The 22271-nt window shown below is 64.4% G+C and carries 16 protein-coding genes; 9 read left to right on the top strand and 7 right to left on the bottom strand.

The window, feature by feature from the left end:
- Window positions 1-433: 433 nt before the first annotated feature.
- Both JI59_RS16290 and JI59_RS16285 read left to right on the top strand, forming a co-directional pair.
- Window positions 434-3178, top strand: a complete 2745-nt coding sequence (locus JI59_RS16290; protein ID WP_138921267.1) for a TonB-dependent receptor domain-containing protein — start codon at window positions 434-436, stop codon at window positions 3176-3178.
- A gap of 368 nt (window positions 3179-3546) precedes the next feature.
- Window positions 3547-6579, top strand: a complete 3033-nt coding sequence (locus JI59_RS16285) for a TonB-dependent receptor plug domain-containing protein (protein WP_238532460.1) — start codon at window positions 3547-3549, stop codon at window positions 6577-6579.
- 60 nt (window positions 6580-6639) lie between these two features.
- Here JI59_RS16285 and clpB read toward each other — a convergent pair whose 3' ends face one another.
- Both clpB and JI59_RS16275 read right to left on the bottom strand, forming a co-directional pair.
- On the bottom strand, window positions 6640-9219 hold the full coding sequence (gene clpB / locus JI59_RS16280; RefSeq protein ID WP_007011577.1) for an ATP-dependent chaperone ClpB: 2580 nt from the start codon (window positions 9217-9219) through the stop codon (window positions 6640-6642).
- A 192-nt stretch (window positions 9220-9411) separates the two neighbouring features.
- Complete coding sequence (locus JI59_RS16275; protein ID WP_202946078.1) at window positions 9412-10545, bottom strand: S8 family serine peptidase; 1134 nt, start codon at window positions 10543-10545, stop codon at window positions 9412-9414.
- Window positions 10546-10877: 332 nt separating this feature from the next.
- On the opposite strand from JI59_RS16275, the gene JI59_RS16270 reads away from it, so the two are divergent.
- Both JI59_RS16270 and JI59_RS16265 read left to right on the top strand, forming a co-directional pair.
- The gene (locus tag JI59_RS16270) at window positions 10878-13799 is read left to right on the top strand and encodes a M16 family metallopeptidase (protein WP_007011579.1); all 2922 of its coding nucleotides are present in this window, start codon (window positions 10878-10880) and stop codon (window positions 13797-13799) included.
- A 50-nt stretch (window positions 13800-13849) separates the two neighbouring features.
- The gene (locus JI59_RS16265) at window positions 13850-14152 is read left to right on the top strand and encodes a hypothetical protein (protein WP_007011580.1); all 303 of its coding nucleotides are present in this window, start codon (window positions 13850-13852) and stop codon (window positions 14150-14152) included.
- Between the two features lie 118 nt (window positions 14153-14270).
- Here the strand turns inward: JI59_RS16265 and gatB are convergent, their stop codons facing one another.
- The 5 genes from gatB to rpsU all read right to left on the bottom strand — a co-directional run bounded on the left by gatB (window position 14271) and on the right by rpsU (window position 18716).
- Window positions 14271-15770, bottom strand: coding sequence for an Asp-tRNA(Asn)/Glu-tRNA(Gln) amidotransferase subunit GatB (gene gatB, locus JI59_RS16260; protein ID WP_007011581.1), 1500 nt, complete (start codon window positions 15768-15770; stop codon window positions 14271-14273).
- A gap of 5 nt (window positions 15771-15775) precedes the next feature.
- The gene (gene gatA, locus JI59_RS16255) at window positions 15776-17263 is read right to left on the bottom strand and encodes an Asp-tRNA(Asn)/Glu-tRNA(Gln) amidotransferase subunit GatA (RefSeq protein WP_007011582.1); all 1488 of its coding nucleotides are present in this window, start codon (window positions 17261-17263) and stop codon (window positions 15776-15778) included.
- A gap of 133 nt (window positions 17264-17396) precedes the next feature.
- On the bottom strand, window positions 17397-17699 hold the full coding sequence (gatC, locus tag JI59_RS16250; protein ID WP_007011583.1) for an Asp-tRNA(Asn)/Glu-tRNA(Gln) amidotransferase subunit GatC: 303 nt from the start codon (window positions 17697-17699) through the stop codon (window positions 17397-17399).
- A 133-nt stretch (window positions 17700-17832) separates the two neighbouring features.
- Window positions 17833-18354 carry an FKBP-type peptidyl-prolyl cis-trans isomerase gene (locus JI59_RS16245; RefSeq protein WP_007011584.1) on the bottom strand — a complete coding sequence of 174 codons (522 nt, stop codon included), beginning with the start codon at window positions 18352-18354 and terminating at the stop codon, window positions 17833-17835.
- 155 nt (window positions 18355-18509) lie between these two features.
- Window positions 18510-18716, bottom strand: coding sequence for a 30S ribosomal protein S21 (rpsU, locus tag JI59_RS16240; RefSeq protein WP_007011585.1), 207 nt, complete (start codon window positions 18714-18716; stop codon window positions 18510-18512).
- Between the two features lie 337 nt (window positions 18717-19053).
- On the opposite strand from rpsU, the gene crcB reads away from it, so the two are divergent.
- The 5 genes from crcB to JI59_RS16215 are packed head-to-tail and all read left to right on the top strand — an operon-like array spanning window position 19054 to window position 22268.
- The gene (gene crcB / locus JI59_RS16235) at window positions 19054-19461 is read left to right on the top strand and encodes a fluoride efflux transporter CrcB (protein ID WP_038576384.1); all 408 of its coding nucleotides are present in this window, start codon (window positions 19054-19056) and stop codon (window positions 19459-19461) included.
- Window positions 19458-20720 (top strand): RluA family pseudouridine synthase, encoded by a 1263-nt coding sequence (locus JI59_RS16230; protein ID WP_013833097.1) that lies wholly within the window; start codon window positions 19458-19460, stop codon window positions 20718-20720. Before crcB ends, JI59_RS16230 begins: the two co-directional genes overlap by 4 nt.
- The gene (locus tag JI59_RS16225; RefSeq protein ID WP_007011587.1) at window positions 20717-21367 is read left to right on the top strand and encodes an HAD-IA family hydrolase; all 651 of its coding nucleotides are present in this window, start codon (window positions 20717-20719) and stop codon (window positions 21365-21367) included. The genes JI59_RS16230 and JI59_RS16225 overlap by 4 nt, the downstream gene beginning before the upstream one ends.
- Window positions 21364-21573, top strand: coding sequence for a hypothetical protein (locus JI59_RS16220; protein WP_007011588.1), 210 nt, complete (start codon window positions 21364-21366; stop codon window positions 21571-21573). Before JI59_RS16225 ends, JI59_RS16220 begins: the two co-directional genes overlap by 4 nt.
- Complete coding sequence (locus tag JI59_RS16215) at window positions 21570-22268, top strand: ATP12 family chaperone protein (protein WP_007011589.1); 699 nt, start codon at window positions 21570-21572, stop codon at window positions 22266-22268. The genes JI59_RS16220 and JI59_RS16215 overlap by 4 nt, the downstream gene beginning before the upstream one ends.
- Window positions 22269-22271 lie beyond the last annotated feature (3 nt).

Genomic DNA, 22271 nt, shown 5'->3' with positions numbered 1-22271 from the left:
GCGAGACAACTGCACCCGTATTGGCATCAGGCAACATGCGTTCGCCTTGAGCTTCTGTAGCGCAACAAATTTGTCCATTTGGCAGCTCGGGCAACTGCTCTGTAACACTCCGATTAGGCGCGTTCAGGATTTGCCTCGCGAACCCCAAACCCCTGCAAAACCGTACTGTTGCGTCGATATCACAGATGGCGACACAATTTGTACACAGCCGATGATAACCATTGAAAGGCAGGTCCGGTGGGGCAAAAAAGCCGGATGACAAAAGGAAGACAAACCTTCCTTGCGTTGAAAACGGGTTGCTTGCCCAGCTTGGTCACACAATCGGCAAGCGCACGGAAAATAAGGGACACCAACTGTGAAAAATCTAATCAAGAAGGCCGTCCTGCGGAGCGGGACCTGCTTGTCAGTTTCCGCGCTTCTGCTTGCGAACAACGTGCAAGCTCAGGAAGTTCCTGCGGATGAGGCCGATACTGGCGAAGTCATCATTGTTACAGGTTCGCGCATCGTCAGCCCGAATCTCACCTCCTCCAGCCCGGTTTCGGTGGTCAATGGCGACACGTTCAAGGAATTCAACTCCCCGAGCGTTGAGTCCCTCCTGGCTTCGAACCCGCAATTCCTCCCCGAAAGCGGCCCTGCAGTAAACAACGGTAATCCCGGCGCGGCGTCTTTGAACCTTCGCGGCCTCGGCGATCAACGCACGCTGGTGCTGGTCGATGGCAAGCGGATGGTTTCCTACGACTACAATGGCGTGGTCGACGTAAACTCGATCCCGACTTCGTTGATCAAGCGCGTCGATGTCCTGACTGGTGGCGCATCTGCCGTTTATGGTTCGGACGCCGTGTCCGGCGTGGTCAACTTCGTCCTCGACGACGAGTTCAAGGGCCTTCGCTTCGACGCCTCGACGCAGTTGACGAGCCGCGGCGACGCCCCGGTATATGACCTCAACCTGACGGGCGGACTTGAACTGGGCGACCGCGGCAACATCGTTGCTTCTGTCGGCTACCTCAAGCGGGGGCTCATTTATCAATCGGCTCGCAAGTTCTCTGCCTTCGCGCTCGACTCTGACGACCTGGTTTCGCCCGGCGGTTCCTCCACGGCTGTTCCGACAGTTTTCGACAACACGTTTGCGGACACCGATGCCGACTACTACCAGGTGGGCGCCGGCAACGACCTGGTTCCGTTCTATGAGCCCTATAACTACGCCCCGCCGAACTATCTGATCACTCCCCAGGAGCGTTGGCTCGGCACCGTCCTTGCCAAGTACGAAGTTGCCGATGGCGTGGAAGTGTACGGCCGCGGCAGCTACATCCGCAGCAAGGTCAACAGCCAGAGCGCGCCGACAGGCACCTTCGGCTATTCCTTCGATATCTTTCCTGACAACCCGTACCTGACCGATCAGCAGCGCGATCTGTTCTTCAACGGTATTGGAACGATCAATGCCGACGGTTCGACGACTGTCAACATTCGTAGGCGTATTGTCGAAAGCGGTGGCCGTACGACCACTTACGATAACGAATCCTGGCAGGCCGTGCTGGGTGTTCGTGGCGATCTGTCCTCTACCTGGAGTTACGACGTCTTCGGCCAGTACGCCAAGACGACCCGCAACATCGCCTATCTTAACGACATCACCTACGCGCGCGTTGCGCAGGCGCTGGACGCTGTTCAGGTGGGATCGGACATCGTCTGCCGTGACGCAAGCAACGGCTGCGTTCCGATCAATCTGTTCACGACCGATCCCCTCACGCCCGATGCCGTTTCGTTCATTTCGGCAAGTGGCCGGGAGCGCGACGTAACGCAGCAGTGGGTCGCTGGTGCAGCTCTTTCGGGTAGCTTCGGCTCCATTTCCCCGTGGTCGGACACCGATATCGGTGTCGCGCTGGGCATCGAATACCGTAAGGAAAAGGCGCGTGCCGACATCGACGACGCTTTTGCGTCGGGCGATCTGATCGGATACGGTCAGGGCATTCCCTTCCCTGCGTTCAGTTACGACGTGAAGGAAGCCTACGGCGAATTGCTGATCCCGGTTGTCTCTGACCGCCCGGGATTCCGCGAGCTCACTCTTGAGACTGGCGCGCGCTACTCGGATTACTCGTCCGTAGGCAGCGTCTTCACCTGGAAGGCCGGCGCGAACTGGATGCCGGTCGATGGTGTTCGCCTGCGCGGTATGTTCCAACGAGCCGTTCGTGCCCCGAACATGTACGAACTTGCCACTCCGCAGGTATCGAGCATCGACAACCTCGACACGGATCCCTGCGCTGGCGACAATCCAGTCGGCAATGCCACTCTGACCGACCTTTGCATCGCTACAGGCGCTCCTGTTGGCCAGATTGGCCGCATCCCAGAGCCGGTCGCGGGACAGATCAACGCCTTCTCTGGCGGCAATCTCGATCTGAAAGCAGAAAAGGCCAACACGATCACGGTGGGTGTCGTGCTCAATCCGCCGAGCATCCCTGGCATGACCCTGTCGGTCGACTACTACGACATCAAGATCAAGAATGCGATCGACACGCTCGGCGGCTCGCCGCAGAACGTCGTGGATGCGTGCTATAGCATCATTCAGGATGCAAATAGTGCCTATTGCCAGGCGATCCACCGCAACGCCCTCAGCGGCTCGCTCTCGGGCGGGATCGACTTCGGCGTCGACCAGTTCCAGTTCAACGCGGCATCGCGCACGACTCGCGGCGTCGACGTACAGTTCGACTACAAGCGCCCTGTCGGCGCCTACACAGTCGGCCTGAACGTTGCTGGAACCTATGTGGCTACCTACAAGAAGCAGGGCGCATCGTTCCTTCCGGAAACCGAATGTGCCGGTCGTTTCGGCTTTGCCTGCAACTTTGCTCCCATGCCCAAGTGGAAGCACACCGCAACGCTCACCTTCGGCGGCGACGATTTCAATCTTGCCGGTCGCTGGCGCCTCATTGGCGGCGTCAAGGAAGACTCCGGAACGGACATCCTGAAGTCCAAGATCCCCAGCGTCAGCTACTTTGACTTCACCGCGAATTTCAACGTGGAGGAATCGTACACGCTTCGTCTCGGGATCCAGAATGCATTCGACAAGCAGCCTCCGATTGTCGGTTCGGCAGCAGGTGGTACGGCATACAATGCGGCGAATACGTTCCCCTCTGTGTACGATGTGCTGGGCCGGACATTCTTCGTCGGCCTGACTGCCAAATACTGATAAATCTCTGAACGAGAATCGCTTGATTGGGAGCGGCTGACAGCGTGTCAGCCGCTCCTTTTTTAAGGGAGCGCCGTAGATCCGTGCACCTTGCGCAAGTACAAGACAGTAAACCCCTGATACTCGTTGCGAGATGAGCCGCGGCAAATACCCGGCCAAGCACAAGACGAGACGTTGCATCCCTGTCACATTCGTCAACACTATCTTTACCACGACAGACTAATGCTTCCCTCTAGGCTTAGCCGGGGAAATTGACTTTCGCCCTATTTCAGAGGCGCGAAAGTACAGATCCCCGGCCTGTCGCAATAATGGGTTCGTCAATTCCAGATGCGCTGATGATGGGCAGTCACAGCAGAGGGGCATTCAAAGTGAAAGCATTTCCGACCAAGGCGGTACTTCACAGTGCGATCTGCCTTGCAGCCCTGTCAGCCGGAGGCACATCTGCCTCTGCGCAGGAGGCGGCCGGTTCGCCGGGCGAAGGCGATGCCATCATCGTTACGGGATCGCGTATCGCTCGCCCGGAACTGGCGGCGGCCAATCCGGTCGTGACCGTTTCGGACGATGACATCGTCGCTTCCGGCACGATCAACCTGACCGACTATCTCCAGACCGTGCCTGCCCTGCAGGGATCGTTCAGTTCATTCGACAGCAGCGGCGACCGCGCCGGCATCGGTACCACTGGCCTCAACCTGCTCGACTTGCGCAACCTCGGCGCGGAGCGGACTCTGGTGCTGATCGACGGCAGGCGGCAGGTCGCTGCCTTCAAGGGCCTCCAGGCCGTCGACATCAACACCATCCCGACCGATCTCGTCGAGCGCGTGGAAGTGCTGACTGGCGGCGCGTCCGCCATCTATGGTGCTGACGGCGTTTCCGGCGTCGTCAACTTCATCCAGAAGAAGGACTTCGAAGGCGTGACCGCCCGGGTCCAGAACGGCATTTCCAGCCAAGGGGACGCCGGTCAACGCCTGATCGCCCTCACCGCAGGCCACAACTTCGCACAGGGCCGCGGCAATTTCGCCATCGCCTGGGAGCACGGTGAACAAGATCGGCTGAGCCAGCAGCAACGCAAGCGCTATTCCGGCACGAGGCGTATGGGGTTCTATTTCAATCCCGACAAGATCTCCTCGACAGGCCAACTCGTCGACGGGGAACCATTCTACGTCCCGCTTGATGACGTCCGTTATTTCGACACCTCGCGCGAAGGCGGCATCGACGTCGATTACGACGGCGTTCCGGACTTTTACGGAGCGCAAGGCCTGCCTTTCGACCCCGGCCAGATCCTGCAGCCCACGCCGCCGGGCGTGCAGCCGTACCTGTATCGCCGCGGCGGCAACGGCACCCTTGTCGCGGACTACGGCAACGATCTGCTGCCTGAGATGAATCGCGACATCGTCAGCGCGGTCGCACATTTCGACTTCAGCGATGCCTTCACGCTTTATGCCGAAGGCAAGTACGCCAACACGCAGTCGTTCAGCCTCGGCCAGCCGACTTACGACTATTACCTCTTCATCCAGGCGGACAATCCGTACATCCCGGACGCCGTCCGCCCGTCCATCTTTCCCGTTAGCCCGTTCGGCGACCCCTTCGGTCCCGCCGGGGTCCTGGTCAATCGCGACAACTTCGATTTCGGCCGCCGCGGCGAGGACATCGAGCGCGAGACCATCCGCACGGTCATAGGCGCCAAGGGCGACATCTCGCCGAACCTTTCCTACGATCTTTCCTATGTCTACGGGCAGACCAAGGTCACCGCGGACTACATCGGCAATATCCTGAGCGACCGCTTCTACGCCGCCATCGATGCGGTGAGCGACGGCGCCGGCGGCGTGACCTGCCGGGCCAACGTGATGCCGGGCTGGATGCCTTTCCAGCCCGCCGTGAACACCCGAGCACCGATCCCTCCGGTTACCTTCGCTCCGGGCGATTGCATTCCGCTCAACATCTTCGGCGAAGGCGTCGCCTCGCAGGAAACCATCGACTGGATCACTGCCGATACCACCGACCGCACGAAGCTGACCCAGCATGTCGTCAGCGGCGCGATCACCGGCAACACCGGGTCCACGTTCGCGTTTCCCGGCGGTCCGCTCGGCTTCGCGGTCGGCGGAGAATACCGCAAGGAAAAGAGCAACTTCACTCCCGATCCGCTGGTTGCGCAGGGCCTGACCTGGACGAACGTGCTGGGCGGCTCGAAAGGCCGGTTCGACGTCTGGGAAGCATTCGCCGAGGTCAATGCGCCGCTGCTTGCCGACATGCCTTTCGCCCACCGCCTGGATGTGGATGCTGCCATCCGCTATTCCGACTATTCCACCGTCGGTTCCACGACGGCCTGGAAGTTCGGTGGCAACTGGGCGCCGGTTCGCGACATTGCCTTGCGCGGCACCTACTCGCACGCGGTCCGCGCGCCCAACATCACCGAACTGTTCGGGGCGACCTCGCAGACTTTCCTGCCGGTCAACGATCCCTGCAGCTTCGTGCAGGTGCAGAACGGTAGCGAGTACCGCGCGGCCAACTGCCAGGCCCTGCTGACAAGCCTGGGCGTAGCCAATCCGGCCACGTTCATCGGCCAGGATGGCCGCATCGGAGGCCTCGTCACCGCCAATCCGGACTTGCGCGAGGAAACCGCCAAGACGTTCACCGCAGGCGTCGTCCTCCAGCCGAGTTTCATCCCGCGTCTCGTCGTGACGGCTGACTGGTATGACATCAAGATCGACGATGCCATCAACACCGCCAGCGCGGATCAGCTTGCCGGACTTTGCGTGGACCAGCAGTCGCTCGACAACGCCTACTGCGACCTTATCGCGCGGCAGGGAGCATCAAGCGGCAACCCGGGCTTCATCTCGGGCTTTGCGATTTCACCGTTCAACGTCGCGAACTTCAAGACGTCCGGGCTCGATTTCACCGTCAGCTACTTGCACCCGACCGACAGCGCCGGCACTTTCGGTCTGCGCCTCGTGGGCAATTACCTGCATGAGCTGAAGTTCGTCCCCGTCCCGGGCGCCGATGCGATCAACAAGGCCTATCTGCCCGGATCGCCCAAGTTCCAGATCACCACCGACCTTACCTGGGCCAAGGGCCCGGTCAGCTTCGACTGGCAGATCAACTATGCATCAAGCACTTATCGCTTCGACCGCCAGACCATTGCCAGCAACCCGGATATCGTCGCGCCGGAGTACCTGAAGTACAAGGAGCGCTTCACCCACGATCTCAGCTTCCGGGTCCAGGCATCGGATCGGTTCGAATTCTATGGCGGCGTGAACAACATGTTCGACCAGAAGCCCTCGTTCGCCCTGCTCAACTATGCAGGCGCCGAATCGGGCCTCAATACGCCGGTCAGCGCAGTCGGCCGCTTCTTCTTCGTGGGGGCGCGCGTGAAGATGGCGGACATCTTCGGCGGACCGCAGTAAGCCCGACTTATCCGGTACATGTAAAATGGGCGGGATCTTCGGAGATCCCGCCCATTTCGTTTACTCCACGGCGATCGCCAGGGCGCCGTCGCCGTCGCCGATCCGCACGGTCGAGCCGTCGGGGATCTCGCCGGCCAGCAGTTTCTCGGCAAGCGGATCCTGCAGGTAGCGCTGGACCGCCCGCTTGAGCGGCCGCGCACCGTAGACCGGATCGTAGCCGACGCGGCCCAGCCAGCGCTTGGCGGCATCGGTCAGGTCGAGCTCGATCTTGCGGTCCTTGAGCAGCTTCTGCACCCGCGAGACCTGGATCTCGACGATCGGGCCCATGTGGTCCTGGCCAAGGCGGTGGAACAGGATGATCTCGTCGAGACGATTGAGGAACTCGGGCCGGAAGTGCGCGCGAACGACTTCCATCACCTGCGGCTCCACGCTCTCGACGTCCTTGCCGTCCTCGATCTGGGTCAGGTATTGGCTGCCCAGGTTAGAGGTGAGGATGATCAGGGTATTGGTGAAGTCCACCAGCCTGCCCTGCCCATCGGTCAGACGGCCGTCGTCCAGCACCTGCAGCAGCACGTTGAACACGTCCGGGTGCGCCTTCTCGACCTCGTCGAACAGCACGACCTGATAGGGCCGGCGCCGCACCGCCTCGGTCAGCACCCCGCCTTCCTCGTAGCCGACATAACCCGGAGGCGCGCCGATCAGGCGAGCCACCGCGTGCTTTTCCATGAACTCGGACATGTCGATGCGAACCATCGCGCTGTCGTCGTCGAACAGGAAGCCGGCCAGCGCCTTGGTCAGCTCGGTCTTGCCGACGCCCGTCGGGCCGAGGAACAGGAACGAGCCGAGCGGGCGGTTCGGGTCCTGCAGACCTGCCCGGGCACGCCGGACGGCCTTGGACACCGCCTGCACGGCCTGCTCCTGCCCGATCACGCGCTCACCGATCACCTGCTCCATCTTGAGCAGCTTCTCGCGCTCGCCCTCGAGCATCTTGTCGACCGGCACACCGGTCCAGCGGCTGACGACACCGGCGATGTCGTCCTCGGTCACTTCCTCGCGCAGCAGCGCGTTGGCCGACTGGTCCTGCGCCTCGGCGAGCTGCTTTTCCAGGTTCGGGATAGTGCCGTATGACAATTCGCCTGCACGGGCGAGGTCACCCGAACGCTGGGCCTGCTCCAGTTCGAGGCGCGCTGCATCGAGCTGCTCCTTGAGCTTGCCTTCGGCGGCGATCTTGTCGCGCTCGTTCTGCCAGCGGGTCGTCAGCTCGCTCGACTGCTGCTCGAGGTTCGCCAGTTCCTCGCGCAGGGACCTGAGCCGGTCGGCCGAAGCCTCGTCGGTCTCCTTGCCCAGCGCCGATTCCTCGATCTTGAGCTGGATGATCCGGCGATCGAGCTTTTCGATCTCCTCGGGCTTGCTCTCCACTTCCATGCGGATGCGGCTCGCGGCCTCGTCCATGAGGTCGATCGCCTTGTCGGGCAGGAAGCGGTTGGTGATGTAGCGGTTGGACAGGGTCGCAGCCGCCACGATCGCACCATCGGTGATCCGCACGCCGTGGTGCAGCTCGTACTTCTCCTTGAGGCCGCGCAGGATCGAGATGGTGTCCTCGACCGTCGGCTCGCCCACGAAGACGGGCTGGAAGCGGCGCTGCAACGCGGCGTCCTTCTCGACGTACTTCTGGTACTCGTCGAGCGTGGTTGCACCGATGCAGTGCAGCTCGCCGCGTGCCAGAGCCGGCTTGAGCAGGTTGCCCGCGTCCATCGAGCCTTCCGAAGCGCCCGCACCGATCAGCGTGTGCATCTCGTCGATGAACAGGATGATGTCGCCCTCGGCGCCCTTCACTTCGTCGAGCACGGCCTTGAGGCGTTCCTCGAACTCGCCGCGGTACTTGGCCCCTGCGATAAGGGCACCCATGTCGAGCGCCATGAGACGCCGGTCCTTGAGGCTGTCTGGCACGTCGCCATTGGCAATGCGCAGCGCGAGGCCCTCGGCAATGGCAGTCTTGCCGACACCGGGATCGCCGATGAGGACGGGGTTGTTCTTGGTGCGCCGGGCAAGGATCTGCACGGTGCGGCGGATCTCCTCGTCGCGGCCGATGACCGGGTCGAGCTTGCCCTCGCGCGCCGCTTCGGTGAGGTCGCGCGCATATTTCTTCATCGCGTCGTAGGCATTCTCCGCGCCCGCGCTGTCGGCAGTGCGGCCGCCGCGCAGTTCGGTGATCGCGGCTTCGAGCGCCTGCGCAGTGACATTGGCCGCCTTGAGCGCCTGACCGGCCGGCGTCGTGCTGGCAAGCACCAGCGCAAGCAGCAGCCGCTCGACAGTGACGAAGCTGTCGCCGGACTTGGTCGCAGCCTGCTCCGCCGCGTCGAGAACGCGCACGGCATCGTTGTCGAGACCCGGCGCCCCCTGGGCACCGCTGCCCGAGACCACCGGCACCTTGGCCAGCGCCTTGTCGAGTTCGTCGGTCGCGAACTGCGGATTGCCGCCCGCACGCTTGATGAGCCCGGCGGCCATGCCTTCGGGATCGTCGAGCAGCGCCTTGAGGATGTGCTCGGAACTGATGCGCTGGTGGTTCAGGCGTATGGCCACGGTCTGCGCCGCCTGAAGGAACCCCTTGGCCCGGTCGGTGAACTTTTCGAGATTCATGGTCTTTCGTGCCTCCTGATCCCGACGATATAGTGTTGCATTTTTGCAACACAAGGACCGCTGCGATACTTTTTATCCGGTCCATTTGGGACCTTATGCAGCGGATTCAATTGTCCGGGATCAAGAATGCAAAAAGGCGGCCCACGCATCGCTGCCGGGGCCGCCCGATAAATTGGTGTTGCGATCAGGAAATCAATGGATGCCGATGGTATCGGGCTTCGTATCCTTGTCTCCGGTGACGGTTCCCCCTGATGTGATGCCCCCCAGCAGAAGCAGCCCTGCCAGGTGCGGCGCCGCCATCGAGGTGCCGCTGATCGTGTTGTAGCCACCGTCCTTCCAGGTGGAGAGGATGCTGACGCCCGGCTCCGAATAATCGATCGGCGGGTTCCCGTAATTGGAGAAGTACGCGAAGGCATCGCTGCTGTCGAAAGCCGAAACGGTATAGACGTTCTGCGCGTTCACGCGGGCCGGCGAATAGTTGTTGGCATCCGCTGCGCTGTTACCGGCCGCGATGGTGAAGCGGACTCCCGTTGCCGCCGCCGCGACAACAGCGGCATCAAGCATGTCGTCAGGCGGGCCGCCGAGGCTCATGTTCGCGACATCGCCGGTGGTTCCATTCTGCGCCACCCAATCGACGCCGGCGATGACCCCGGCATAGTCGCCGCTGCCCCTGCGGTTGAGCACGCGCACCGGCACGACTTTCGCGCCCGGGGCGACGCCGATCACGCCGATCGTATTGTTGAGCGCCGCAATGGTGCCTGAAACGTGCGTACCATGGCCATTCTGGTCCTCGTACAGCCCTTCCTCGCGCGCCACGAAGCCGTTGGCATATGCAAGGTCGACATTGAGGTCAGGATGGTCGGTATCGATGCCGGTATCGATGATCCAGGCGCGCTGGAACGTGCCTGCGATGCCGCCTTTGACGCGCTTCACGCCCCATGGAGTTTGCTGAGCCGTCGATCCACCGCCCGAGCCGCCGCCACTGCCGGGTTTGCCCTTCTCTTCGCGGATCGGTCCCAGTTCGATGACGCGGTTCGGCTCGCAGCTTTTGATCGCCGGATTGCGCGCCTGCATCTGCGCGGCCGCCTGCGCGCTCATCTGCGCCGCGAAGCCGCGAATCGAATAGCGATAGACATGCGAGACCTGCCCGCCGTTCGCACCGGCCATGCGCCGCGCTTCGGATTCGACTCCGCCCCGGTTCACCGCCTTGTTGAACACGCAGATATAGCTGTTGGGAATGATGTCGCCCGACTTGGCCATGGCCGGCACCGAAAGCGCCACAAACGGAAGCGCGGCACATGCCGCGGATAGCATCCTGAAGTTCACAAGCCCCTCCTTCTCACGAGGCCCGACGCGGCGTCCGGCCCCTCCCCGGAATGGCCCAGAGTACGCCTTCGCGCGGGCGCGTCGAGTGCAACTTCCAGCGTTAAGCCATTTCAATCACACAATTTTTCTCTCTATACGACAATCTATTGATTTACGGCGATAATTTAAAGCATCTCGGTTAGCGAAACCGTCCCATTTTCGAACCATTCCAGTGCGATAAACCATGTCAAAGGCCAACCGGTGGACATCGGCCCCGGCATTCGGCCTTGTCCTGCCGGGCGTTGATCATGGAATCGCTGGTCTGTCGGCCGCAGCGTGCTAGACCTCGGCTCATGAGAATTCTGCCCCTCACGAGCGCCACTGCGCTTGCCGCCGCACTTCTCCTTTCAGCCCTGCCTACGGCGAGCACCGCCGCCGCCGCACCACCCGCGCAGACGCAGAGCGCGCAAGTCGCCCCGGCCGCGAGCGACACCGGAACGGCGACCCCGCAGGAACTCGTCGCCAAGGTCGACATACCTTTCGACAAGTTCGTCCTCGCCAACGGGCTGACGACCATCGTCCACACCGACCGCAAGGCCCCGATCGTTTCGGTGACGCTCTACTACAAGGTCGGGTCGAAGAACGAACCGCGCGGCCACACCGGTTTTGCCCATCTCTACGAGCACCTGTTCTTCGGCGGCTCGGCCAATGTGCCCGACTTCGACGTGCCGCTCGAGGCGGCCGGATCGACGCCGACCAACGGTTCGACCTGGTACGACCGCACGAACTACGTCGAAACGGTACCGACCGGCGCGCTCGACCTTGCGCTGTTCATGGAAAGCGACCGCATGGGCTGGCTCCTGCCCGCGGTGACCCAGGACAAGCTCGACAAGCAGCGCGGCGTTGTCCAGAACGAGAAGCGCCAGGGCGACAACCAGCCATACGGCCTGTTCGACTATGCGCAGGCGGACGGCCTCCTGCCCATCGGCCATCCGTATCGCCACGCCACCATCGGTTCGATGGCTGACCTCGACGCCGCGACGCTTACCGACGTTCGCAAGTGGTTCACCGAACATTACGGTCCCAACAACGTCGTCCTCGTCCTGTCCGGGGATATCGATGCGGCCACGGCCCGGCCCAAGGTAGAAAAATGGTTCGGCCAGATCCCCCGCGGGCCCGAGATCGAGCCGGTCAAGGCCGGGCCGGTCACCCTGCCCGCCCCGCTGACGCGCGACATTACCGACCAGGTCCCGGTCCTGCGGCTGACCCGCAACTGGACCGCGCCCGGCATCAACGATCCGGATACGCCCGCTCTCAAGGTCGGCCTGCACATTCTGGGCGGTCTTGCCAGCTCGCGGCTCGACAACGAACTGGTGCGCGGCAAGCAACTGGCCGTCGCGGTGACCGCCTTCGACCAGGTTTTCGAGCAGCTCAGCTTCCTGCAGATGACGATGGACGTGAAGCCCGGCGTGGACCGCGCCGTGGCCGAAGCGGCCTTCGACAAGGTGCTGGCCGACTACTTGCGCGACGGGCCGACCGAGGACGAAGTGCGCCGCGCCGTCGTCAGCACCGTGTCGGGTGAGATCGGCGGGCTCGAGCGCGTCGGCGGCTTCTACGGCAAGGGCGCGACGCTGGCCGAGGGGCAGGTCTATTCGGACGATCCGGCCAAGTACAAGCGCGACCTTGCCGCCATGGCCGCCCTGACGCCGGCACAGGTCAAGGCCGCGCTCAACAAGTGGATGTCGCGCCCGGTCTATGCGCTGAACGTCGTGCCCGGTCCGCGCACCGAAAGCGGCGACACGATGGGCGGTTGGGGCGACGAGGCCGATCAAGCCGCGCCGCCTGCCGATCCGCATGCCGAGGCCCCCGCGCTGGCCCCGGCGCCCAAGCGCGAATTCCCGCCGGTGCAACCGGTCGGTGAACTCGCATTCCCGGCCATCGAGCACGCGACCTTGTCGAACGGCATCCCGGTCGCGCTGGCCCGCCGCACCGCCGTGCCCAAGCTGGTCCTCTCGATGGACTTCGATGCCGGCTATGCTGCCGACGCGCTCGATACGCCCGGTACGCAAGGCATGATGCTGGAGATGCTCGACCAGGGCACCGACCGCCTCGATGCAACCGCCATCGCCGAAGCGCAGGAGCGCCTGGGCGCACAGATCCAGATCGACGGCTCGCTCGATACCAGCACCGTCACCCTCTCGGCGCTCTCGGACAATCTGGCACCCTCGCTCGACCTGATGGCCGATCTCGTCCTGCATCCCGCCTTCAAGCCCGCAGACGTCGCGCGGGTGAAGGCGCAGGCCGAGGCGGAACTGGCGCAGAAGCTCTCCTCGCCCAATGCCATGGCCCTGCGCGCGCTGGGCTCCACCCTCTTCGGCCAGCACCCCTATGCGCAGCCGACCGATGGCCTCGGCAATGCCGCCTCGCTCTCAGCGCTGACACCTGCCGCGCTGCGCGCCGCACACGACAAGTGGCTGCGCCCCGACCTCGCGCGCATCACCGTGGTGGGCGACATCACCATGGACCGGCTCAAGCCGATGCTGGAACAGGCCTTCGGTGCATGGAAGGCTCCGAAGAGCGCTGCCCCGGTCAAGCCGCTCGGCGCTGCCGTACCGGCCGCGCAGGGGCGCATCGTCCTGATCGACCGGCCCAATTCGCCGCAGTCGGTGATCATGGCCGGCCGCGTCCTGCCGATCACCGGGCGCAAGGCCGATACCGAGGCACTGGGGCTTGCCAACGACGTGCTCGGCGGCGGCTTCCTCTCACGGCTGAACAAGGACCTGCGTGAGGAAAAGGGCTGGAGCTACGGCGTCTACAGCAGCGTCACCCAGCCCACCGGCCCGCGCACTTTCGTGGTCAGCGCGCCGGTGCAGGCCGACCGGACCGGCGATGCCATCAAGGCGATCATCGCCGATGTCGGCGCCTTCCCGGGCCAGAAGCCGATCACGCAGGAAGAACTGCAGCGCGTTACGGAAGGTACGATCCGCGCCCTGCCCAACCAGTTCGAGACCAACGCCGCCGTGCAGGCTGCCATTCGCAAGAACGAGCGCCTCGGCCGCCCCGAGGACTATTACGTCAAGCTGGCGGCGAAATTCCGCGGCATCGGTGCCAGGGCCATCGAAGCCTCGGCGAACGAATTCCTGCGACCCGGCGGCATGACTTATGTCGTGGTCGGCGACCGCAAGATCGTCGAACCGCAGCTCGAAGGACTCGGCCTTCCGATAGACGTGCAGCAGGCCCCGCAGGCCGCATCCGACGACCAAAGCGTGGAATGATCCGGCAAAGACACCAGACGCCACCCCGACGCCACAAGGAGAATGACCCCATGTCAGTAGGCGGCAGCTACGATTGCATCACCAAGACACCGCTCGGCGACCAGAAGGGAGTCCTCACCGTGATCCCGGGCGACGGCGACAGCTTCACCGGCAACATCACCGGCGATCTCGGCTCCATGGACATCAGGGACGGCCGCATCTCGGGCAATACCCTGAGCTGGCAAATGAAGATGACCATGCCGATGCCGATGGACCTCGACTGCACGGCCACCGTCGAAGGCGATGTCATCACCGGCAAGGTCAAGGCCGGCATGTTCGGAACGATGGACCTGACCGGCACGCGCCGGGCCTGAGGCCATGCGACGGGCACGCACAGTGCCCGGGCCCCACCCTTCGCCAGGCTCAGGGTGAGCGGCTGACGGATAAGCGATACCCCTCCCCGTCGCACTGCAACGGGGAGGGGCCGTTACCTCAGGCCAGCTTGGCCTTCAGGATTTCGTTGACGACCTGCGGGTTGCCCTTGCCCTTCATGGCTTTCATCGTCTGGCCGACGAAGAAGCCGAACAGGGCTTCCTTGCCCGCCTTGTACTGCTCGACCTTGTCGGCATTGGCAGCGAGCACCTTGTCCACCTCAGCCTCGATGGCGCCGGTGTCCGATTCCTGCTTGAGGCCTTCGCGCTCGACGATCACGCCTGCGTCTTCGCCCGTCTCGAGCATGATCTCGAGCACCTGCTTGGCCGCCGAGCCGGAGATCGTGCCCTTGGCGATCAGGGCGAGAAGATCGCCGCCCTTTTCGGGGGTTACCGGCGATTCCTCAAGTGAAGTGCCCAGCTTGTTGAGTGCACCGAACAGTTCGGAGATCAGCCAGTTGGCCGCCTGCTTGGCGGCTTCGGCGGGCTGCTTGCCGGCCGCCCGTGCGGTTTCGGCAAGGAGACGTTCGAACCAGCGCGCGGTCTCGACCTCGGCCGTCAGCACGCCCGCATTGTAGGGCGAAAGGCCCAGCTCGTTCTCGTAGCGGTGGCGCTTGGCGTCCGGCAGTTCGGGCAGCGAGGCGCGGCACTCTTCGAGGAACGCGTCGTCCAGCTCGAGCGGAAGAAGGTCGGGATCGGGGAAGTAGCGATAGTCGTGCGCATCTTCCTTCGAGCGCATCGAACGGGTCGTGCCGCTAGTCGGATCGAACAGGCGGGTTTCCTGCACGATCTTGCCGCCGCTCTCGAGCACGTCGACCTGGCGGTTCGCCTCATGCTCGATCGTCTGCATGACGAAGCGCACCGAGTTGACGTTCTTGGTCTCGGTACGGGTACCGAATTCCTCGCCCGGGCGGCGCACCGACACATTGACGTCGCAGCGCATCGAGCCCTGGTCCATGTTGCCGTCGCATGAGCCGACATAGCGCAGGATCGTCCGCAGCTTCGAGACGTAAGCCCCTGCCTCTGCGGGAGAACGCATGTCCGGACGGCTGACGATTTCCATCAGCGCCACGCCAGAGCGGTTGAGGTCGACGTAGGACATCGTCGGGTGCTGGTCGTGCATCAGCTTGCCCGCGTCCTGTTCGACGTGGATGCGCTCGATGCCGATGGTCTTGGTGTCTTCGGGGTTCTTGTCGTCCAGCGCGATCTCGATCGCGCCCTCGCCCACCAGCGGGTGGTAGAGCTGGCTGATCTGGTAGCCCTGCGGCAAGTCCGCGTAGAAGTAGTTCTTGCGGTCGAAGCGCGACCACTTGTTGATCTGCGCGTCGATGGCCATGCCGGTGCGCACCGCCTGGCGGATGCACTCGCGGTTGAGCACGGGGAGCATCCCCGGCATCGCCGCGTCGACAAGGCTGACCTGCGAGTTCGGCTCCGCGCCGAACGCGGTTGCCGAGCCGGAGAACAGCTTGGAGTTCGAAGTGACCTGCGCGTGGACTTCGAGGCCGATCACGACCTCCCAGTCACCGGTTGCGCCCTGGATGCGATAAGTGCTGTCAGCCATTTCTCTTACCACCACTTGGCCGGCTTGGCCGTGAACCCGGCCCGCTGTTCGATCGCGAGGCCGGCATTGAGAACGCCCTGTTCGTCGAAGGCCTTGCCGATGACCTGCAGGCCGAGCGGCAGCCCCTCGCGGTTCATGCCCGCCGGGACCGACATCGCCGGCAGGCCCGCGAGCGAGGCGGGAACCGAGAAGACGTCGTTGAGATACATGCTCAGCGGATCGTCGGACTTCTCGCCCAGCGCGAAGGACGCAGTCGGCGTGGTCGGCGCGAGGATGACGTCGCATTCCTCGAAGGCCCTGGCGAAGTCCTGGCTGATCAGGGTGCGCACCTTTTGAGCCTGCGTGTAGTAGGCATCGTAGAAGCCAGCCGAAAGGACGTAGGTGCCGATCAGGATGCGGCGCTTCACCTCGGCGCCGAAACCGGCGGCGCGGGTGGCCGCGTACATGTCCTGCAGGTTGGCCCCGTCGGGCAGGTCGCGCAGGCCGTAGCGTACGCCGTCATAGCGCGCGAGGTTCGAGGAAGCCTCGGCCGGCGCGATGATGTAGTAGGCGGGCAGCGCATACTTGGTGTGCGGCAGCGAAATCTCGACGACTTCTGCGCCCGCATCCTTCAGCCATGCAACGCCCTGGTCCCACAGCGCGGCGATCTCGGCGTCCATGCCATCCATGCGGTATTCGCGCGGGATGCCGACCTTCTTGCCCTTGAGATCGGCGGAAAGACCGGCTTCCCACTGCGGCACCGGCATGTCGAGGCTGGTCGAATCCTTGGGATCGAAACCGGCCATGGCTTCCAGCATGATCGCGCAGTCGCGGGTGTCGCGCGCCATCGGCCCGGCCTGGTCGAGCGAGCTGGCGAAAGCGACGATGCCCCAGCGCGAGCAGCGTCCATAGGTCGGCTTGATGCCGGTAATCCCGGTGAAGGCGGCAGGCTGGCGGATCGAACCGCCGGTGTCGGTGCCGGTCGCGGCCGGGCACAGGCGCGCCGAAACGGCAGCGGACGAACCGCCCGAGGAACCGCCGGGCGCAAGTGCGGCATTGCCGCCGTCGTTGCGACGCCAGGGCGAGATCACGTTGCCGAAGTAGCTGGTCTCGTTCGAGGAGCCCATCGCGAACTGGTCGAGGTTGAGCTTGCCCAGCATGCCCGCGCCCGCATCCCACAGCTTCTGCGAAACGGTCGATTCGTACTCGGGCCTGAAGCCTTCGAGGATGTGGCTGGCAGCCGTGGTCTGCACGCCGCGGGTGGCGAACAGGTCCTTCATGCCGATGGGCACGCCGCCCATCTTGCCCAGCGCTTCGCCCTTGGCGCGCCGGGCGTCGGTGGCCCTGGCGGCTTCGACCGCAGCTTCGGGGGTGGCGACGATGAAGGCGTTGAGCGCCTCCTGTGCGGCAGCGACATTGGCGTTGAACGCCTCGGCCACTTCGACGGCGGTGAATTCGCCGCCGGCAACGCCGTCGCGGATCTGGGCTACGCCGAGTTCGGTAAGGTCAGTCATGCTGCTTCCAGCCGATAATGTTGCGCGCGTGCCTCGACAGGCTCGGCACGAGCGGAGGTAGAAAGACGAATTTCGCAGACATCCGCACGCCCTGCGCTTGTCGCGGGGCAGGCGCGGCGTACGCGACCTGGCACTATTCGATCACCTTGGGCACGCCGAAGAAGCCGTGCTCGGCAGCCGGCGCATTGGCAAGCACGGCATCGCGCTTGTTGCCGCCGGTCAGCGGATCGGCGTCGATCACGTCGTCGCGCAGGCGCAGCTTGTTGGGGATCACGGCCGTCATCGGCTCAACGCCGGTAACGTCGACTTCGCCGAGTTGCTCGACCCAGGCGAGAATGCCGTTGAGTTCAGGGACCATCGCCTCGAGCTCCTGCTCGCTCACCTTGATGCGGGCGAGGCTGGCGATCTTGGCCACGGTTGCGGTATCGACCGACATGGCTGTTCCTCAATGATGACGGGGCCGACGCGCGGCCCCGTTTCGATAAATGGGCTGTGAGCGGGCGCTAGCACCCGCTCCTGACCGCATCAAGCGGCGAAGCAGGCGCGGATCAGCCCGGATCAGGCCCGGATCAGGGGTGAGCCGGTGCTTCTGCGCCCGGCATGCCGCCCTGCGACTGCATCTGCTGGAGCTGCTGGAGGATGCGCTGCTGCTGCTCGATCTCGGCGCGGCTCTTGAAGTCGATCAGTTCGATTTCGAAGGTCAGGTCGGTGTTGGCGGGAATGTCGCCGACGGCCTTGTCGCCATAGGCCAGCTCCGAGGGGATCTCGACCTTGTACTTGCCGCCGCGCTGCATCTTGACCAGCGCCTTGGTGAAGCCCGGGACGACTTCGGTGAGCGCCATGGGGACCTGCTTGGCCTCGTCGAAGACCTTACCGTCGGGCAGCGTGCCCTTGTAGTTGATCAGCACGACGTCATCGGCGGTCGGGGATTCGCCCGAACCGGCGGTCAGCGTCTTCACGTCGACCGAAGGCGGAAGTGCGGCATAGGCCACGCCGCCGGCCGCCAGGGCAATTGCGGCAACGCCGAGCCAGATCTTGGTGACGGCGCCCTTGGCAACAGGCTGCAGCGGGACGCGGGTGATCTCTGTCATCTTCGTTAGGCCTCGTACGAAAATTCGCCCCACAGGCAGATACACAAAGGGCGCGGATGGAAATTCCGCGCCCTCATGGCTCAAGCAGATGCGGCGTTCAAGCACGAACGCCGCGCTCAATGGATGTTTCCCGCATTTGCAGCGGGAAAGGCGTCTTACTTGACGCCGTCGCGCTCCATGCGCTTGCGCTCAAGCTTGCGGGCGCGGCGCACGGCAGCGGCCTTTTCGCGGGCACGCTTTTCCGACGGCTTCTCGTAGTGACGGCGCAGCTTCATTTCGCGATAGACACCTTCCCGCTGCAGCTTCTTCTTGAGCGCACGAAGGGCCTGATCAACATTGTTGTCGCGAACCATGATCTGCATAAACCGAAACACCTCACAAAAATAACGAACGAAGCTCGCCCCGCGTCGTTTCCCGCGTGGCAAACTGCGAATCTGAAAGCCAAAAACAGGGCCGCACCCCGAAAGAGTCCGGCTCGATTGGGCGGGCCGTTAGCAAAGCGACAGCGCAAAGACAAGCAGAAAGGCCTGAAACCAACGGCAATCCGGCCCTACATTCACACAATATAGTGACACGAAGGCCACATTTCAACGCCGGGAGCCGGAGTCTGCTCTCCCTCTCCCGCAGCCCCAACGGCCTGCGCAGCACGGTCATGCGGGAAGAATTGGATTATTGCCGATTCGCCGCTAAGGCGACGCGATGCCTCATCCCTCCTTTATAGTAGCCTCGCTCTACGTGGCGTTCGGCGGCGGATTCGGCGCCTGGCTGCGATTCCTTGTGGGCCGCGCCTGGGTCGCCGCGATCGGGCCCGTGCGTGCCAGCGATTTCCCCTGGGGAACGCTTACCGTCAACGTCCTGGGCAGCCTGTTCATGGGCCTGCTCGTGGGCTGGCTCGCGCGCTTCGGCAGCCATGGCGAAGGCACCCGCCTGTTCCTTGCCGTCGGCGTGCTCGGCGGCTTCACCACGTTTTCTTCCTTCAGTCTCGACATCGTCAGCCTTGCCGAGCGCGGCCAGCTCGGGCTTGCGGCTTTCTATACCGGCATCTCCCTGATCGCCGGCGTGATGAGCCTGTTCCTTGGCCTTTCGATCATGAGGCACGTTGCATGAGTCGCCCCGAAAATAACGACATTGTCCGCCAGTTCACCGTCGGCGCCGACGATGAAGGCGTCCGCCTTGACCGCTGGTTCAAGCGGCACCTGCCGCAAGTCGGCTTCGCCACCGTATCGCGCTGGGCCCGCACCGGGCAGATCCGCGTCGACGGCAAGCGCGCCGACGTCGCCGACCGGCTGAGCGCCGGACAGGTCCTGCGCGTCCCCCCGGGCGGCGAGGTCAAGCCGGGCGGCAAGCCAGCCCGCACCCGCCGCGAGCTGACCGAGGAAGAACTGGAACTCGCCGATTCGATGGTCCTCACGCAGGACCGCGCGGCCATCGTGCTCAACAAGCCCCCGGGCCTTGCCACGCAGGGCGGCTCGGGCATGAAGCAGCACGTCGACGGCCTGCTCGACGCCTATGCGCCTGACGGCCCGCGTCCCCGCCTCGTCCACCGGCTCGACAAGGACACCTCCGGCGTCCTGCTGATCGCCCGCACCCCGGGCAGCGCCGCGTTCTTCTCCAAGCGCTTCTCCGGCCGTTCGGCGAGGAAGATCTACTGGGCTCTCGTGGTCGGCGTGCCCAGCATCTCGGACGGCATGATCGAACTCCCCCTTGCCAAACAGCCGGGCACCGGCGGCGAGAAGATGCACGTCGACGAGGAAGGGGGCCAGCCCGCGCGCACCCGCTACCGCGTGCTCGACCGCGCCGGCAACCGCGCCGCGTGGGTGGAACTGCATCCTCTGACCGGCCGCACCCACCAGCTGCGCGTGCACATGGCGGCAATCGGGCACCCGATCGTCGGCGACGGCAAGTACGGCGGGCAGGACGCCTTCCTGACCGGCACGATCAGCCGCAAGATGCACCTGCACGCGCGCCGCCTGATCATCGACCATCCCGACGGCGCCCCGCTCGACGTGACCGCGCCGCTGCCCGAGCATTTCGCCAATTCGTTGGAGCAGCTCGGCTTCGATGAGGCCGACGGCGCCGAACTGCCCGAAGCTCCGCCCGAGCCGGGCAAGGACGAGCAGAAGCGCGCGGCCAAGGCCCACTCCAAGCAGTACCGCAAGGAACGGCGCGGAGAGCGGCGCTCACGCGGGGACGGCCCGCCGCCGCGCGGCGGCAAACCGGGTGCGCGCTCGGGCAAGCCCGCCCGCCCCGGCGGCAAACCTGCGCGGCCCGGCGGAAAGCCCGGCCCCGGCAAGCCTGCCGGTGGACGGCCGACGGGAGGCCGGAGCGGCGCGAAGAAGCCCGGCGGCCCGCGAGGCAAGCGGTGAAGCTGGCCGTCTTCGACTGTGACGGCACGCTGATCGACGGACAGGCGGCGATTTGCGAGGCGATGGAAGCGACTTTCGCCGAGCACGGCCTCGCCAGTCCGCCGCGCAATACGATCCGCCGCGCCGTCGGCCTGTCGCTGCCGCAGGCGATGCGCCAGCTGCTTCCCGGCAGCGATTTCGAACAGCAGCAGGCCATGGCCGAAAGCTACAAGGCAGCCTTCCGAGCCGCACGCGCCGAAGGCCGCGTTTCGCAGCCCCTGTTCGAGGGGGTTGAGGACTGCCTGCGCACGCTCGCCGCATCGGGCTGGACGCTCGGCGTCGCCACAGGCATGTCCGACCGTGGCCTGGCGCATTGCCTTGCCAACAACGGCATAACCGACCTGTTCGTTACCCTGCAGACCGCAGATCGCCACCCTTCCAAGCCCAATCCGGAAATGCTGGAGCAGGCCCTGTTCGAAGCGGGAGCGCAGCCCGGCGAAGCGGTCATGATCGGCGATACCGGCTACGACATGCAGATGGCGCGGTCCGCCGGCACCCGCGCGGTCGGGGTCGACTGGGGCTATCACCATCCCGAAGAACTGAAGGCGGCGGGCGCCGAATGGGTCGCGGAAACCCCGGCCGAACTGCTGGCCTACCTGCTCAAATGAGCGAGCGCGATCCGGCGGCGGCCCGCTTTGCGGTGATCCAGATCGTGCGCCTGCTGGGCGTGGCCTTCGTCGTTTGCGGCATCCTCATCGCCAACGGCGCTTACCCCCTGCCCTCGTGGCTGGGCTATATCCTCATCGCCGTCGGCCTGGCCGACACCTTCATCGTCCCCAAAGTTCTCGCGCGGAAGTGGCGCACACCCAAATGAAGCGATTCTACAAGGAAGTTACCGTCGGCGAGACCGACTCAGGCTGGCGCGTCCTGCTCGACGGACGGCCGATCAAGACAGCCGGAGGCCGCACGCAAATCGTGCCCACCAGGCCCCTGGCCGAGGCGCTGGCCGAGGAATGGGCCGCACAGGGCGAAGATATCGACCCGGCCGGCTTCGTCCTGCGCGACTTGTGCGATTTTGCCATCGACGCCGTTGCCGTCGACCGCGCCGAGGCGATCCGGGGCATGGTGCCCTACGCCGAGACCGACACCCTGTGCTATCGCGCCGACCCGGAAGATGCGCTCTTCCAGCGCCAGCAGGAGGTCTGGGAACCCCTGCTCAAGAGCGCCGAGGAGCGCTGGGGCCTGACGTTCACCCGCGTTTCGGGCATCATTCACAAGCCGCAGCCGCCCCGGACCCTTGCCCGCCTGGAACAGCTTCTGGGCGAGCATGACGACTTCACCCTGGCGGGCCTGCGCATGCTCACCAGCCTCGCCGCTTCGCTCGTCATCGGCCTCTTCGCGGCCCAGCCCGATGCGGACAGCGAAACGCTGTGGCGCGCCGCCAACCTTGAAGAAGACTGGCAGATCGAGCTGTGGGGTGATGACTGGGAAGCCGCAGAGCGCCGCAAGACCCGCCTCGAGGCTTTCGAGCTGGCCATGCGCCTCACCCGGCTCGCCCGCGAAGGCTGAGGC

The sequence above is a fragment of the Novosphingobium pentaromativorans US6-1 genome, from assembly GCF_000767465.1.
GTDB classification, from domain to species: Bacteria; Pseudomonadota; Alphaproteobacteria; order Sphingomonadales; family Sphingomonadaceae; genus Novosphingobium; species Novosphingobium pentaromativorans.
The sequence above is the reverse complement of the archived record's forward strand: the minus strand, read 5'-3'. Positions and strand labels throughout refer to the sequence as shown.